This window comes from Pseudodesulfovibrio sp. S3 (genome assembly GCF_004025585.1).
Taxonomy (GTDB): domain Bacteria; phylum Desulfobacterota; class Desulfovibrionia; order Desulfovibrionales; family Desulfovibrionaceae; genus Pseudodesulfovibrio.
Genome location: NZ_QTZO01000002.1, coordinates 45,272 through 60,683, shown reverse-complemented (window position 1 = coordinate 60,683; position 15,412 = coordinate 45,272). Strand labels below are relative to the sequence as shown.

Annotated in this window: 14 protein-coding genes; all 14 read left to right on the top strand. The window is 52.9% G+C overall.

The features are described from left to right. The first annotated feature begins 89 nt into the window (after positions 1-89). The 14 genes from DWB63_RS02230 to DWB63_RS02160 all read left to right on the top strand — a co-directional run bounded on the left by DWB63_RS02230 (position 90) and on the right by DWB63_RS02160 (position 15,092). Positions 90-845 (top strand): DUF6162 family protein, encoded by a 756-nt coding sequence (locus tag DWB63_RS02230; RefSeq protein WP_347231957.1) that lies wholly within the window; start codon positions 90-92, stop codon positions 843-845. Next, entirely contained in the window at positions 845-1,756 is a 912-nt protein-coding gene (locus tag DWB63_RS02225; RefSeq protein ID WP_128327180.1) for a zinc ABC transporter substrate-binding protein, read from the top strand. Before DWB63_RS02230 ends, DWB63_RS02225 begins: the two co-directional genes overlap by 1 nt. Before the next feature lies 1 nt (position 1,757). Beyond that, complete coding sequence (locus DWB63_RS02220; RefSeq protein WP_128327179.1) at positions 1,758-2,489, top strand: metal ABC transporter ATP-binding protein; 732 nt, start codon at positions 1,758-1,760, stop codon at positions 2,487-2,489. Positions 2,490-2,493: 4 nt separating this feature from the next. After that, positions 2,494-3,399 (top strand): metal ABC transporter permease, encoded by a 906-nt coding sequence (locus DWB63_RS02215; protein WP_128327178.1) that lies wholly within the window; start codon positions 2,494-2,496, stop codon positions 3,397-3,399. Beyond that, entirely contained in the window at positions 3,396-4,301 is a 906-nt protein-coding gene (locus tag DWB63_RS02210) for a zinc ABC transporter substrate-binding protein (protein ID WP_128327177.1), read from the top strand. Before DWB63_RS02215 ends, DWB63_RS02210 begins: the two co-directional genes overlap by 4 nt. A 189-nt stretch (positions 4,302-4,490) precedes the next feature. Beyond that, positions 4,491-5,336, top strand: coding sequence for a DUF4198 domain-containing protein (locus DWB63_RS02200; protein ID WP_128327175.1), 846 nt, complete (start codon positions 4,491-4,493; stop codon positions 5,334-5,336). A 237-nt stretch (positions 5,337-5,573) separates the two neighbouring features. Then, entirely contained in the window at positions 5,574-6,014 is a 441-nt protein-coding gene (locus tag DWB63_RS02195) for a flavodoxin (protein WP_128327174.1), read from the top strand. Positions 6,015-6,773: 759 nt separating this feature from the next. Further along, positions 6,774-7,898 (top strand): ABC transporter substrate-binding protein, encoded by a 1,125-nt coding sequence (locus DWB63_RS02190; protein ID WP_128327173.1) that lies wholly within the window; start codon positions 6,774-6,776, stop codon positions 7,896-7,898. Continuing rightward, positions 7,895-8,962, top strand: coding sequence for an iron ABC transporter permease (locus tag DWB63_RS02185; protein WP_128327172.1), 1,068 nt, complete (start codon positions 7,895-7,897; stop codon positions 8,960-8,962). The genes DWB63_RS02190 and DWB63_RS02185 overlap by 4 nt, the downstream gene beginning before the upstream one ends. After that, positions 8,963-9,835 (top strand): ABC transporter ATP-binding protein, encoded by an 873-nt coding sequence (locus tag DWB63_RS02180; RefSeq protein ID WP_128327171.1) that lies wholly within the window; start codon positions 8,963-8,965, stop codon positions 9,833-9,835. Between the two features lie 20 nt (positions 9,836-9,855). Next, entirely contained in the window at positions 9,856-10,488 is a 633-nt protein-coding gene (locus DWB63_RS02175) for a class I SAM-dependent methyltransferase (protein ID WP_128327170.1), read from the top strand. After that, positions 10,488-12,323, top strand: a complete 1,836-nt coding sequence (locus DWB63_RS02170; protein WP_128327169.1) for a radical SAM protein — start codon at positions 10,488-10,490, stop codon at positions 12,321-12,323. Before DWB63_RS02175 ends, DWB63_RS02170 begins: the two co-directional genes overlap by 1 nt. 112 nt (positions 12,324-12,435) lie before the next feature. Continuing rightward, the gene (locus DWB63_RS02165) at positions 12,436-14,463 is read left to right on the top strand and encodes a 7TM diverse intracellular signaling domain-containing protein (RefSeq protein ID WP_164879748.1); all 2,028 of its coding nucleotides are present in this window, start codon (positions 12,436-12,438) and stop codon (positions 14,461-14,463) included. After that, on the top strand, positions 14,460-15,092 hold the full coding sequence (locus DWB63_RS02160; RefSeq protein ID WP_128327167.1) for a response regulator transcription factor: 633 nt from the start codon (positions 14,460-14,462) through the stop codon (positions 15,090-15,092). The genes DWB63_RS02165 and DWB63_RS02160 overlap by 4 nt, the downstream gene beginning before the upstream one ends. Positions 15,093-15,412 lie beyond the last annotated feature (320 nt).

Here is a 15,412-nt window from a genome sequence, read left to right as displayed (position 1 = left end):
CGCACCGATCTGTTTACGAGTGGATTCGATGTATTTGAGTATGAATTGGGTGGAGGGTGTGGGCTTCGCCTGGCAAGCGGCCTTCCTTCATGCCCCGGTCATGTCGCAAGTCCTCTTTGTCTCGGGGGCATGTGCAGCCGTCAGGGATTGTGTCCGGAAGTTGTTGGGTTCACGTATCAGAACAGGGAAGTCGTATGAAAATGGGCATAAGAAAACGGACAACGCGCTGCGAGGTTGTGGTTTGTCCATCCGGGACAGGACAGGAGACATGGATGGTGTTTGCGGCGGCGCTTGTGACCGTGATCATGTGCAGTGTTGCCATTGTCCTGCGGAATACCACTGCCTCTGCCAGGGTGGTCCCGGCTTGGCAGGTTGATGCGTTCAAGGAGCTTCGGGCAGAGGAATTGGCCATTTTCAATGGCCTCTACACGGCGGCTCCCGAAATTCAAATGTATCATGAAGATGACGGGGGTTGGCCCACGGTGGATGCATTGGCAAGCTGGCATGTCCCGCCCTTTGTCCATGACGCAGCCTGGATAAAAAATGGTGCGTTTGGCTGGACCCGGAGCGTCATTGCCACGCAGGATGAGCATGTGGCCTTGTACGTGGGGCATCCGCAGGATTCGGGAGAGTCCTGTTCTTTCTTGCTGGTTATGCTTCATGAGCATGATCATGAGGATGAGGCCGCTCACGCCCCGTACGAAATCTGGCTCCACGCCTCTCCGGTAGAGAAAATTCCCACCATGATCTCGGACCAGGCACTCATCAACAAGGGGTGGCGAGAAGTGGTGGCCCGCAAGGGAGAGGATGAAATGAAACATACCAAAAATGAAGAGCGCCTTTAATGATCAACCGATTCTTGTTGGGTCTTTTGTTCGCCTGTCTCCTTGCAGGAGCAGGGCATGCGGCAGGCAAGCCGCGTATCGGCATAACGCTTCACCCTTACTATAGTTTCGTGTCGTCCATTGTGGGCGATACCGCAGAAGTTGTTCCTCTTATCGGAGAAGGGTTCAATCCGCATAGCTACCGTCCGCAACCTGAAGATATAAAGAAGTGCATGACCCTGGACGCACTGGTGGTCAATGGCATCGGGCACGACGAGTTCGCCTTCGAGATCGTGGAAGCCGCAGGTATGCAGGACAAGCTGCCGTTTGTTTTCGCCAACAAGGATGTTTCGCTTATTCCCGTATCCGGTCGTCTGGACGGCAAGAAGGTCGTCAACCCGCATACCTTTGTTTCGGTCACGGCTTCGGTCCGTCAAATTTATACCATTGCCAAGGAGCTTGGAGTGTTGTTTCCGAAACATGCCGAAATTTATCGTAAAAATGCCCGCGCATACGCCGGGAAGCTTCGCGGCATGAAGGCCGAGTACATGGAACGTATCGCCGATTTGCCTTTGATGGATTTTCGGTGCGCCACTATCCACGGCGGCTATGACTACCTGTTCCAGGATTTTGGCCTGCAGGTCACGGCAGTCATCGAACCCGGGCATGGCCTCAGGCCGACAGCAAGTCAACTCGCCAATGTTATTGATGAAATTAAAAATCTTGGGGTGGAAGTCATTTTCACGGAGATGGCTTTTCCCGATAAATACGTGGACACCATTCATGAGGAGACCGGCATCCGCATCCGTCATCTCTCTCACTTGACCAACGGAGAATACAGTACGGATGGATTTGAAAAGGGACTGCGCGCCAATCTCGACGCCTTGACCAGTGCCCTGGTGGATGTCCGTCCCGGAGAACAGGGAAGGTGATATGACGGGAGTGATGAATGCGGATCGCGGTCCGCGAATTCATTTTGAGAATGTCGGCCTGGAGCTTGGCGGGAATTCCATTTTGCACGGGGTGAATTTTACCGTGAATCAGGGTTCCATCCACGGCATCATCGGACCCAATGGGGGGGGCAAGACTTCACTTGTCCGGTGCATGCTTGGGCAGATGCCACACTCAGGCACCATTCGTATTTGCTGGGACAGAAAAGGGGCTGTGGGATACGTGCCGCAATCCCTGGATTTTGACGACACGCTGCCCATGACCGTTCTTGATTTCATGGGCATGGTCCGTCAAGGGAGGTGCCCTGTCTTTTTCGGTATCAAGAGTCAAGTCAGGTCGGACATTCGCCGGGTGCTGGATGTGGTGGGGATGGCGGATAAGATGGACAGGCCCTTCGGCGCCTTGTCGGGCGGCGAGCGTCAACGCGTGCTGTTGGCTCAGGCCTTGATGCCGGAGCCGAAGCTTCTTGTGCTTGATGAACCTGTAACCGGGCTGGACAGATCAGGATCATCAATTATGCATCATCTTCTCAAGGAGTTGTCGGCCTCTGGAACGACCGTTGTCGTCGTTCATCATGACCTCGCCATGGTGAAATACATGGCCCAGAGTGTCACCTGCATCAATCGTGAGGTGCTTTTTTCCGGAGACCCTGGAGTCGAGCTGACCCCGGAGCGCCTCCTTGATATCTTTTCCACTTCGGTCAAGGCGGCATAACTCTATGGGATTTATTTATGATTATGTTCGCCTTCATGTCATGGAGCTGGGCAGGGCAGGCAACCTCCCGAATTCCTTTCAGTATGCATTCGTGGTCAATGCCTTGCTGTGCGCTGTGGTGGCCGGTCCGCTCCTCGGCGGTATAGGCACCATGGTGATCTCCAAGCGGCTGGCCTTTTTTTCACAGGCCGTTGGGCAGGCTGCCCTTACCGGCGTGGCTTTGGGCGTCATGCTCGGCGAGCCTGTGACGGCTCCGTATGCCTCTCTTTTCGGTTTTTGCATCCTGTTTGCCCTGACCATGAATTATACCCGAAATCGCACGCGCATGAAGCAGGACACCGTAATCGGAGTCTTCCTTTCCATCTCCCTGGCCGTGGGGGCGTGCGTGCTTCTATATGTGACGGCCAAGGTGAACATGCATGTGCTGGACAACATTCTGTTCGGTTCGATTCTTACGGTGAATGATACGGACATGAACGTGCTGCTCCTTATCGGGGTGCTCTGCACCGTTGTGGGTATCCCCACGTACAATCACATGCTGTTGGCGAGCTTGAATCCGAGTCTTGCCCAGGTACGCGGGATCAACGCCAAATTTTACGACTACGTGTTCGTGCTCATGATCACGGTCGTTACCGTGGCCTGCCTCAAGATCGTGGGTGCCGTGCTGGTGGAGGCCCTGCTCATCATTCCGGCGGCATCTGCACGCAATGTGAGCCGGTCCGTCAGGGGATTCTTTTTTTACAGCGTGATCTTTGCCACCGTGAGCTGCCTTCTCGGCATCATCGTGCCCATGCAGTTCGAGATTCCAGTGCCGTCGGGAGGGGCCATTATTCTGGTCGCCTCGGGCATTTTTGTCATAACAGCTGGGTTGCGCACGTTTTCAGGTTCTTTCCGGGAGGCTGCCGCATGATGAAGCGACTGGGCTTTGCCACTGTCCTGTTTTTCCTTGTTACAGCCGTTTCCCCTGCAATGGCCCAAAAGGAAGTGGTTGTTCTGACTTCCCTTGATGTGATTCAGGCCATGGGGGAGGTCCTGACCAGGGGGACGTCCATGACCGTGAAGGATGTCATCCCCGACGGCTATTCCATGCAGGGACAGAAAGCGTATCTGAAAAAGCACCGCACGGCGTTTTTTGAAATTGCTGCCAAGGCGGATGCGGTCCTGTCCGTAGGATCGGCCTGGACTGCCGACCCGCTCTATCAATGGGCGCGTCGCGGCAATATCCATGTGGTCAACATTGATGTCACCCAGTCCTTGGACGGCTATGGCGCCGGTGTGCCGATGGTGGAAGTGGAAGGAGAATTCTCTCCGTATGTCTGGAGAAGCCCGGCAAACCTCACCCGCATGGCGGCCATTGCCGCCGACGATCTCTGCCGATTGGTGCCCTCGGATGCAGACGTGGTCAGGGGAAATCTCAAGGTGTTGCAAACCGAATTGTTCAAACTGCGGAGCAGATACGAAGGTCTTTTCATGGAGCTTGATTTTGTGGAACTGGCGGCCCTGACCAGTGGATATACCTGTCTGGCTGACGAATACGGTTTGAATGTCGCTTTCCATATGCTCAAGCCCGAGGAGCAGTGGACCGACGGCGATGCGCGGCAATTGGCCGTTCAAATCAAAAAGGCCGGGGTCAGGGCCGTGATCTGCTCCTGGGAGCCCGGGGTCAGAGGGCTGGAGGCTTTGAGGGACGGTGGAGCGACTCCGGTGGTCCTCAAGCGGTTTGTCCGTGGGGAGGAGGAAGATGCGCTTACAGCACTTGTCGAGTGGTTCGACGGGAACCTTTCCAGGCTGGTTGCAGCCTTGAAAGACTGAGTCGGAGGTTTTTATGGGTACCGTTCTTGCCGTCGTTATTATCATTTTCGCAGGATATTATGTTTTTACAAAAATCCGTAAACAGTTTCAGGCAAAAGAGGGCTGCGGTTGTTCCGGTTGCACCTCTGATTCCTGCGGCCGGGGGGCCGATTGTTCCGACAAAAAATAGAGAGGAAAAACATGCGTTATATGGAAAAAGTTGTTGCTGTATGCCTCGTGCTTGCGCTGACGTTGTTTCTCGGTGGAGAAATTGCTTCGGCTCATTCGTTGTACATCCAATCGGGTCGCTTTCGGGTGAGCGAAGGCAAAAAGACCCCGCTTTTCTTTGCATACGGGCATCATTTCCCGGTGGACGATGGGGTGCGTTTCAACAAACTCGCTTTCATCAGGGTGTATGATCCCACCGGCAAGGTGACTGAAATTGCGCCTCGTGATGAAACCTGCCTGCAATCTCACATGGTGGAGTACGGGACAAACGGCACCTATGTGTTGACTGCCGAAACCAATCCCGGCTTCTACACCAAGTGGGTGGACAAGAAAGGCCGTGACCGGAACTCCATCAAACCCATGAGCGAGGTCAGGGATCAGGCTTCCGAAATCGTCAAATCCCTTTACAGCAAGCAATATGCGAAGTCGTACGTCCGTTGCGGGGAGCCTGACGGCAAATATCAGGCCCATGTGGGCTTGCCTCTGGAACTGGTCCCTGTGCAGGATCCTACCACGTTGAAACCCGGTGACACGCTTGTCTTGAAGGTCTTCAAGGGCGGCAAGCGGTATTTCGGAGCAGGGCATTGGGATGCCACGTACGGTGGGTATTCCACCGAGGCCGAGGACCTTTACCATCCCGGTGCCGAAGTCTCCGGCGACACGATCAGGGTTTCCCTGGATCAGCCGGGAAGGTGGTTTATACGGTACTATATCAAGACCGACGCGGTCCCGGACAAAAAGGATGCGTATTTGCAACTCAAGCAGACCGCAACCCTGGTCGTGCTGGTTCCCAATGAGCGTAAGCCGACTGTGGCGGAACACCAGTGATGCAGCTTAGGTTTCTGGTGGACCTCCCTGATTGACCGCCTCTGGATTGGAGGGCCACCAGTAAGCATGGGAATCAAAATGACGTATAAATACAAGATCAGACAGAGTATGCAAATGTCAGCGATCATTATGCCACGCTGTAGATAGCAGGCCTCCTTCGTCAGAGGGCGGTTTGCGTCTTGGATCGTGCGGTTTCCGCACCATCAAATGGCAACGTATAAACTTGCGAGGTAGCAAATGAGCAAGGCATTGATCGTATTTGGTTCCACCACGGGCAACACGGAAAGCGTCAGCGATGATATCGCCAAAGTCCTTGAGAAAGAAGGGCATAACGTCGAGATAATGAATGCGGCGAATGTGCCGGTCGAGGGTATGGCGAACGGATATGACGTTATCCTTCTGGGTTGCTCCACCTGGGGCGATGACGATATCGAACTCCAGGACGACTTCATTCCCCTGTTCGACGATCTGGAAAAAGCCGGATTGGACGGCAAGAAGGTCGGCGTGTTCGGTTGCGGTGATTCTTCCTATACTCATTTTTGCGGTGCCGTGGACGCCATAGAAGAAAAGTCCGAAGCGCTTGGAGCGGTCATGTTGGGCGATTCCCTGAAGATTGACGGTGACCCTGAACGAGATGATGTTGAAGCCTGGATACAAACGCTTCTGGTCAAGATGTAATATATAGTCCCGGCGAGTTGCCCCAAAGGATTTGCGGGGCAGAGATCATGGATTCGGGAGTGCTTTTATACGACAGCAGGCGTTATGAAAAAGTGGTTAGGGAATAGAATTATAAGCAAGAGATGGAACAATTGAAATTTTGCATAGAGACGGTTTAACAGCCTCCATGAGTGGTTCACAGACAACATCCCCTCCGGATTTTCCGGGGGGGTATTGTTTTAGCTGGTTGCAAACTCATCCTGTATCGGATCAGCTTCGGGAAAGGACTTTCAAAGCTTTGGAATGTGAGTCGGCCAGGTTACGCCTGAGCATTTTTGTTTGCTCATATTGTGTCCACAGTGTGTCCCAACACGCTGCAACGGCAGGTATGATTTGTGGAATCAGGTAGTTGATGCACCTTGTGCCCCCGCAGAGCACAAAACGGTATTACTGGGCGAAAGCTCCATCTCCATAGTTGGTCAATGCTGTTCTAGTTCCACAGGGCCTCTCTAATGGCATTCAAGAGGTCGTGGGTTCGATCCCCTCCAGCTCCAGCTTCTTCAAATACCAGTGGCCATTAATGCCATATTGTGAATAGCAAGCCCTTTTTATCAGAAGAAGGCTTGCCATTATTGGTTTGTCGGTCGCTGCCTTTTTTGTTTTCAGGAGGCGGCCTCGCTTCTGTGGCCCATGGTCGCGGTGCCCGACAACTGTTTGCGAGGTTCCGCCACCTGTCACGATAACAATTAAACCCGTGACGGGATTGGCAGGGCGTGGATCATGATTTACGAAAAATACTTACATAAATTTGGAGATATTGATCGAAAAATAGAACTCACGTTTAACAAAGAGAAGGCCGTGTCCAGTTATACATTGAAAAAGCAAATGCTATTGGCAGTGATGGTCTGTGTTTCTGTCTTCGTTTTTTCAGGGGTTGCATTCGCCAGAGATATTACGGACATGACCGGACGTGTCGTCTCGGTCCCTGATGCGGTAAAAACAGTGTATGCCGCGTCACCGCCGGAAACCATGCTGGTATATGCCATTGATCCGACGCTTCTTGCCGGGTTGAATTTCCCATTGAAAGGCTGTGACAAGTATATTGACGCGCATACGCTGGATCTTCCTGTTATCGGCGGTTATTTCGGCCAGGGGAAAACCCCTAATCTGGAGAAGCTTGTCGCATTGAACCCGGATATTGTTGTCGGGAGGAATTCCAGTCCGTTGAGCCATAAATTTGAAGCGTTTCTTGGGAAATTCAATATTCCGATTGCCAACATTGTCATCGATCAGTTGTATCAATACCCGGATGCATTCGAAGCCTTGGGGGGGATCCTCGGCAGGGAGGCAAGGGGTAGGGCGCTCGCCGATTATACACGGGCAGTCTTTTCTCAGGTGGCTGAAAAAACGGCCTTAATTTCTCCTCAGAAAAGGGTGAAGGTTTATTACGCGGAGGGAAACGACGGCCTTCGCACCGAAGGCAGCACGTCGATCCATGCGGAACTCATTCCCCTGGCCGGTGGGATCAATGTGCACGGCGAAGGCGTGGTGACACGGTATGGGAAAGAGAGGGTGAACATGGAAACGGTTATCGCGTATCAGCCGGAGGTCATCTTTGTCGAACAGGCCTCTTTCTATGCGCAGATTTATTCGTCCGCAGGGTGGAAAAGCATCCCGGCAGTCAAGAATCATCGCGTCTACCTCATTCCGAATAAGCCGTTCAACTGGTTCGACCGTCCTCCGTCCTTCATGCGCATATTGGGGCTGAAGTGGGTCGCCAATATTATGTATCCGGATCTTTTTGATTGGGACATGCAGCATGAATGCCGTGAATTCTTCCATTTGTTTTTGCAAAAGGACATTTCGTCCGAAGACGCCGAGCAGCTCATGAGCAGTGCAAGATGAAACAGCTCCGTCCTTTTGCCCGGACAAGAAAGTATCTCTTCGAGGGCTGGGGAAATCGGTCCTTTCTGCTCCTGGCCTTGGGATTTCTCCTGCTCTTGTGTCTGGCGGTGTCCTTGACGTTGGGAAAATATCCCATTTCCTTGAGAGAGCTATGGTTCGTTGTCCAACAGGGGGTGTTCCCGACCGGGGGTACCCATGATGACGGGTACGATCTGGTGAGGAATGTCCTGTTCGATATCCGCGCCCCGCGACTGATCGCCGCCGCCCTGATCGGGGCCGCACTTTCCATTTCCGGGGCGGCTTTTCAGTCCATGTTCGTCAACCCGCTGGTCGCGCCCGGAATTCTTGGGGTCCTGCCCGGAGCCTCGTTCGGCGCCGCGCTCGGATTGCTGATAGGCAACTCCTGGTTTGAAGTCCAACTGCTGAGTTTTACCGGAGGAATCCTGGCTGTGGGCCTGGCGATGTCCCTGGCCAAAATGTATAACGGCGACAAGCTGATGATGCTCATTCTCGGTGGGATCATAAGCGGATCCCTGTTCACCTCATTGCTGTCGATCGTCAAATACACGGCGGACCCCACGGACCAACTGCCGGCGATCGTGTATTGGCTCATGGGCGGTCTTTCCCTGGTCGATACGGAAACCGTTGCCGGCACAGCCCTTCCGATTCTCATCGGGATAGGGTGCATTCTCGGCATGTCCCGGTACCTCAACGCGCTCAGCATGGGGGATGAGGAAGCAAAGACCCTTGGAATCAATGTGAAGGTGATCCGTTTGTGCCTCATCGTTTTCGCGACAGTGATCAGTGCGCTCACCGTTGCGATGGGGGGATTGATCGGCTGGGTCGGGCTTGTGATACCGCATATCGGCAGAATGCTTGTCGGTCCCAACAACTGCATCCTGCTTCCGACGACAGCCCTTGTCGGGGCCATATATCTCGTACTCGTGGATGATATCTCCCGCCTCCTGCTGGATGTGGAAATACCGTTGGGCATCATCACGTCACTTGTCGGGATTCCGTTTTTTTCGATAATCATGAAAAATGCAAAACAGGGGTGGAAATAGATGCCATTGCTCCGCGCGAATAATATCGGTTTTTCCTATGCGGATACCCCCATTCTGGACGATGTTTCCTTCAGCATCGCCAAGGGTGAATTGGTTTCCGTTCTTGGGCCCAACGGGTGCGGCAAGACAACGCTGCTCAAGGTTCTCCTCGGTATTCTCATGCCGAAAACAGGGCAGATTTTTCTGAATGGTGTGGATATCGGCTGCATCGGCAGAAAGAGCCTCGCCAAACAGGTCGCCTACGTTCCCCAGGTGCACACGGCCTCTTTCGCCTATCCGGTCAAGGACGTGGTCATGATGGGGCGTATGCCTCACAAGAGTTTTTTCAGTCTATTTTCCGAGGAAGACGAGAACGTGGCTGTCAGCGCCATGGAAAAGACCGGGATTCTGCACCTGAAAGACAAATCGTATACGCAGATCAGCGGCGGGGAGAGACAGCTGACCCTGATTGCCAGGGCACTGGCCCAAGGTGCCCGGATCTTCATTCTGGATGAGCCTCTCAATGGGCTTGATTACGGCAATCAGCTCAAGCTGTTGGAGCAACTGCATGAGTTGTGCAGCGAAGGATATACGTTCATTAAATCCACGCATTTTCCTGACCACGCATTTTGGGTCTCCGATCATGTGATCATGCTCAAGAATGGCGTTGTGTATACCGACGGCCTTCCGAACGAGGTCATAACGCAGGAAAGCCTGTATGAACTTTACGGCGCAAATGTGCTGGTCATGCCGTATGCAGAAAATTTCAGGATGTGCATTCCTGGAGGGATATATTCAAGGCTTTGCGACGCATTGCCCAGGGCGGCCGGTCAGATTCCGCATGGCCCATCCCCTTCTCTCCATACTGATTCTGGTCAGCCCAAATCCTGTTAAAACAAAAAGGAGAATTCCCTATGTCCATACCGGAAGATGAAAAAGATTTTTATAAGTATACAAAGGATCATCGTTTTGCCGTGATGTACCCGCTTTTGGCCAGGGAGGTTGTTAGCAAATATGACATTGTTGAAGGGGTGTGTCTTGATATTGGAACAGGAAGTGCTGCTCTTTCCATTGAACTGTCGAAGATTACGGACCTTGAAATAATCGCGTTGGACGCCGAACCGGAAGCAATAGAGCTGGCCAGGGAGAATTGCGTCATGCATGGCGTTCCCGATGGCCGCATACGGTTCGTCTCCGCCCCTGTCGAAAAAATGCCCTTGCCCGACGGGAGTGCCGACCTGATTCTCAGCCGAGGGTCAATCCCGTTTTGGGAAAACCATGTGTCCGCCTTTGAAGAGATTCAACGCGTGCTCGCTCCTGGCGGAAAGGCGATGATCGGGTGCGGCTTCAGCCGCCTCCAAACCCTTGAAGAGGTCAAGGGGATGCGCCCGGTCTGGGCCCCTGACGTCCTTGAGGAGCGGACCCGGTGGAAGAAGGGCAGTTTCCTGACGGACACCCTGGGGCAGGCATCCGTAAAAGAATACGACATCATCGACGACAGCTATGGAACATGGGTTGAAATCCGTAAGTCCGGGGGGAAAGGCTGATGGGCGGCAATACTCCTGTGCAGCGTTGCCATGTCTGCGAAAACGCATGCACGATTGTCGAGGGCGGCATTGGCCGTTGCGGTCGCTACGGGAACAGGGACGGCCTTGTTTCCGAATTGTATCCGAACAGATACATCATGGTCTGCCCGATCCGGATTGAGACCATGCCCATGCTCCACTTTCACCCCGGGGCGCGTTTCCTTCAGGTCAGCACCGTCGGCTGCAATTTCAATTGCCCCGGATGCATATCTGCGGTGATCGTTCGGGAAATGAATCCGCAAAGCAAGGCGCTTCAGCGGTATTCGCCCGAGCAGATCGTTGAGAAAGCAATCCAGTGCGGGTGCAAGGGTATTGCCTTTCTGATGAACGACCCGCTCGCCGCATTTGAAACATTCCTTGCCGTGGCAACGTTGGCCAAAGCAAAGGGGCTGTATGTCGGGTGCTCCTCGAACGGGTATTTTTCCCGGGAATCCATTGAAAGGACGCAGCCGGTCCTGGATTTCATCAATATCGGGATTAAAGGACTTTCCGATCAGAATTACCATGACTGTGCCGGACTCAAGGGGTTTTCTCCTGTCCTGAGAAATATCAAGATGCTGCACAAGGGCGGTATCCACGTCGAACTTGCCTGCATCCATAAGAAGGACAATGCCGAGGAATTGTTGGAACTGTGCTCCATCATCCGCGACATATCCCCTGAAATTCCCTTGCAGGTGATGCGGTTCATTCCGTTGGAAGGGGCAGACCCCGAACTGGAGCCGTTGATCAGGGAAACGGAAGCACTCAGCCAAAGGATGCGTACCCTGTTGAATCATGTGTATGTGTTTAATTCTCCGGGGACAAAAGAGTTGAACACAGTGTGCCGGCATTGCGGTGAAACGACCCTTTCCAGGGATTTTTACGGCCCCATGGGAGCGCGGTTGCAAAACGGCGTCATGAAAGAACCGGAACATCACGCATGTCCCGCGTGCAGGCAACCCATCGGGATTTGCGGGGAAGTCAATGCCGTGGACTTCAGGGAAAAGGATTTTCAAGGGGGATATCCATTTACGCGCGCTCTTGAAATCGTCGAGTCCATCCTGATCACCATGGGCGTTGCCAGCAAGGCCGAGGTGGTGCATGTCTGGGAATATCTGCTGTGCAACGGCAAGATGCAGGATCTGCATCACGACATACAGCGGGTGGATAAGTATATACAAATGATACGTTTCTTCGGTTCGTTGGTGCACCGTGAAACTTCCGCCGAGATTCTGGCGACCTACCTGGAGGAAAAGACAGCGCTGGTTCAATCTCTCTGCCGTGCCCAGGATACTCGGCCCAGAGTGTATTATGCCATGGGAAAGCCGCTGTTTTGTATCAAGGGAGAGCGATTCGAAAACCATTTGGTGGAAATCTGCAATGGCGCAAGCGTCAATCGGGAGATCGAGATACATGGCCGACCGGGCATGAGTATCGAACCGGAAATCCTTGAGAAGTTGAATCCGGAAATAATGTTCATTTCAGCGTTTATTTCCAACTCCCCAATGGATTTTTACAATGAATGCGTGGAGAAAAATCTTCGTATTGATGCTGTTCGCGACAGGCGCATCCATACGGCTCCGATTCCAAGCAGTGACTTTGGCGGTCCCAAGTGGATTCTGGGTCTGATGCATATTGCCAACGAGATACACCCGGAAGTGTGCTCATTTAATATCATCAGGGAAGCGACGGAGTTCCATGAGCTCTTTTATGGTGCTTCCTTCAATGTGCTGGACGTGAACAGGTCTTTTGGCAAACCGGATACCGCGTGGTCGTGGGGGAAAGAGGGCAAGCCGGCATCTTCTTCTCACATCTGATAGTGGCGTAGGCTCATCTGTCGGTGTGGGCGAAGTGGGTTTTATTGACTTATCTGTCAGGGCTGTTTTACCTATGCTCAGACTGTCAATAAATCTTAAGGATTCTTTTAATTTGAAAGATTACCTGTTTGCCGTAAGGCCTTTTTTGTTTGCCAAACCTCTTCGATTACTTTTGCTCGTCACAATCGCGATAGTGATCTGTGGTATCGGGGGGTGTCGTGAAGGTGAAAAGACCATGCCGACTGCCGAGCGTGGCGTAATTGATCTTTCCGGCTGGGATCCGGTCCGGCATGGCCCGATCGCTCTTGATGGACAGTGGGAGTTCTATTGGGATCAACTGCTGACTCCCGATGACTTCGCGGCGGGCAATGTTCAGACAAGCAGCGGCTATCTGGTCTTTCCCGGTTATTGGAAAGGGTATGAATTAAACGGCCACTCCCTGCCCGGCACAGGGCAAGCAACATTCCGGCTGCGCATCCTGCCCGCTCCCGGCGTTCGCCAGTTGACGGTGCGTTTTCTTTCAATTCGGGCCGCCTACCGCATATGGGCCAACGGAACGCTTGTCGCCACGAGCGGAGTCGTAGGGCGGAGCGTTGAGGCTGAGACTCCGGATCGTTCAATCGTCCTGTCGCCAATTACAATCGATGGAGCGCCTATTGATCTGGTGATGCAGATATCCAACCACTTCTTTCCCGGGGGTGGGGTGCAGAATCCAATCGTATTGGCTGAGCAGGGAGTTCTGGAACAAGCCCATAACGATGCACGAAGTTGGGGGTTGTTGTTTTCGGGCTGCATGCTGATCATGGCATTGTACCATTTTATCCTCTATATTTTGAGAAAGAAAGATCTCTCGACGCTGTACTTTGGGTTATATTGCATGGTTTTGACTGTGTTGGTTGCCTCAAATGATGCATCAGATTGGTTGATCAGGTCATACCTTCAAGATGTTCAATTCGTGGTACTCAGCAAGATTGCCCTTGTCTGCTACGCTATTTCAACCTCAATACTGTATAGATTTTACAGGTCATTGTTTCCGAATGAATTTGGTCGAATTCTTCTCTATATCGTTGATGTAAGAGGTCTTCTTTTCATTCTTACGGTCTTTTTTCTACCCGGTCTCGTTTTTCAAACGGCGCTTCAATTGTTTGCTTTAACGGCTGTTTTTATTACTGCTTGCTTTATCATTCTGTTGTTTGTTTGCTTTCGTCGAGGGTATAGCGGGTCGCTGGTTCTCCTCTGTGGAATTATTGTTCTTGGGGTAACTTCAACACATGATATTTATTATCTCATTTTCAGTACCCACGTGGAGAGTCTCCTTCCGTTGGGGCTTTTTGCCCTCGTTCTGTCTCAAGCCATGGCATTGGCCCAGCGTTTTTCCAATTCTTTTACCTCCGTCGAACACCTCTCCGAGGCACTTGAGATCAGAAACGTCAATCTTGAAGAAGAGATTGCTGAACGCAGCAGGTTGGAGCGGGAGATCGTGAATCTCAGCGAAGAAGAACGCCGCCGCATCAGCATAGATATCCATGATGGCCTGTGTCAGCAGTTGACCGGGGCCTGTCTGCGGTGCGCATCGCTCTCGCAAGAGGATCAGAATCCGGAAGGCAGAAAGGAGGAGCTGCGCCAGCTTTCTGCTGTTTTGGATGGATTGGTGAATCAGGCATACGACCTGTCTTGTGGCATTTGGCCGCTGGAGCATGGTGATGCAAGCGCAGGGCCGTCTCTGGAGGACATGATCCGTCGTTATTCCCGGTCGAGCGGCATTCCCATGAAATTTCAGGATGAGAGGGCCTGCGAAGTCTGTCGAAACATGCAAGTGACGCAGCTCTATCGTATCGCCCAGGAAGCTATCTCCAATGCCGTAAAACACGCCAACCCCCAGCGGATTACGGTTTCGTTCGATTGCTCTTCAAACGGCATGGCAACGCTCGCGGTTCGTGATGATGGTGTCGGCCGATCTGCGGCCGATCAGTCCAAAGGGGGATTGGGCATGAACATCATGGCGCATCGGGCGATGATGATCGGTGGCGACTTGCAGATTGTGGACATGGACGAAGCCGAGGGCGGCGGGACCATGGTCGTCTGCTCCGTTGCTTGTCATTCTGCTGCACGTCCAAAAGGCGAAGAGGACGATATATGAGCGTTTCCGCCAACATACTCATTGTGGATGACCATCCGGCCGTACGCGAAGGACTCGGTCTGTTGCTCGCAAAGGGCCAGCACACGGTCTGCGCTGAAGTGTCCTGTCGGGATGAACTCTTGACCGTACTCGATTCCACCAGCCCGAACGTCGCTTTGGTGGATATTTCTCTGGGCCAGGAAAGTGGCCTGGACTGTATTCAGGACCTGCTCTCAAGAGATATATCGGTGCTTATCTACTCCATGCATGGCAACGCCAGTGTCGTGAAACGCGCCCTTGGTCGCGGGGCGCACGGGTTCGTCACCAAATGTGAAAGCTCGACAGTCCTATTGGAAGCGATTCAGACCGTCCTCGGCGGTGAAATCTACCTCAGTCCCCGCGTGGCGGCGAGCCTTGAGGCGGAAGGGAACCAGATCGAGACCTCGGTCGAGCCTCCGCAGTTCAGCGAACGCGAGAGGGAAGTTCTGATCCTTCTGGCAAAGGGCGAAACCAATGCGGAGATCGCAGCGAGATTCGACGTGAGTGTCCGAACAGTGGAAACTTACTATTCAAGGATACAAATAAAACTTGGTCTGAATGGCATGAAAGTTCTCAGGAAATATGCCCTCCGCGAATACTGCATTGTTTAGATTAAAATCAATCACTTACATTGAAATAAGCATTCCGTACCCATCCCTTTTTTTCTTAGCGCTCTGCTAATTTATCTCATTATCGTACGTCTGTCCGGGAAAACCCGGACAGACAGGAATTCTCCTGGGATATATGGGTAGTGCTGCTCGTTGGCAGACAACGCAAGTCGTCCCTGGACGGCCTCTGTCCAGAAGTCCGGCGGCGCGTGCTCGACGCGAAAGCGAGATCATGCGCACCGACAATCTTGGTCGCCTGCGTCTGCATTGCGAATTGCCGACCGTACGTGGAAGAGGTTGGACTGAGGGGAGTGTTCTTTTTC

What these genes read in the sequence shown, in the direction of transcription:
- DWB63_RS02160 (WP_128327167.1), top strand. Translation starts at nt 14,460, where the DNA reads ATGAGCGTTTCCGCCAACATACTCATTGTGGATGACCATCCGGCCGTA.
- DWB63_RS02220 (WP_128327179.1), top strand. Translation starts at nt 1,758, where the DNA reads ATGACGGGAGTGATGAATGCGGATCGCGGTCCGCGAATTCATTTTGAG.
- DWB63_RS02170 (WP_128327169.1), top strand. Translation starts at nt 10,488, where the DNA reads ATGGGCGGCAATACTCCTGTGCAGCGTTGCCATGTCTGCGAAAACGCA.
- DWB63_RS02215 (WP_128327178.1), top strand. Translation starts at nt 2,494, where the DNA reads ATGGGATTTATTTATGATTATGTTCGCCTTCATGTCATGGAGCTGGGC.
- DWB63_RS02175 (WP_128327170.1), top strand. Translation starts at nt 9,856, where the DNA reads ATGTCCATACCGGAAGATGAAAAAGATTTTTATAAGTATACAAAGGAT.
- DWB63_RS02200 (WP_128327175.1), top strand. Translation starts at nt 4,491, where the DNA reads ATGGAAAAAGTTGTTGCTGTATGCCTCGTGCTTGCGCTGACGTTGTTT.
- DWB63_RS02210 (WP_128327177.1), top strand. Translation starts at nt 3,396, where the DNA reads ATGATGAAGCGACTGGGCTTTGCCACTGTCCTGTTTTTCCTTGTTACA.
- DWB63_RS02190 (WP_128327173.1), top strand. Translation starts at nt 6,774, where the DNA reads ATGATTTACGAAAAATACTTACATAAATTTGGAGATATTGATCGAAAA.
- DWB63_RS02195 (WP_128327174.1), top strand. Translation starts at nt 5,574, where the DNA reads ATGAGCAAGGCATTGATCGTATTTGGTTCCACCACGGGCAACACGGAA.
- DWB63_RS02230 (WP_347231957.1), top strand. Translation starts at nt 90, where the DNA reads ATGCCCCGGTCATGTCGCAAGTCCTCTTTGTCTCGGGGGCATGTGCAG.
- DWB63_RS02180 (WP_128327171.1), top strand. Translation starts at nt 8,963, where the DNA reads ATGCCATTGCTCCGCGCGAATAATATCGGTTTTTCCTATGCGGATACC.
- DWB63_RS02225 (WP_128327180.1), top strand. Translation starts at nt 845, where the DNA reads ATGATCAACCGATTCTTGTTGGGTCTTTTGTTCGCCTGTCTCCTTGCA.
- DWB63_RS02185 (WP_128327172.1), top strand. Translation starts at nt 7,895, where the DNA reads ATGAAACAGCTCCGTCCTTTTGCCCGGACAAGAAAGTATCTCTTCGAG.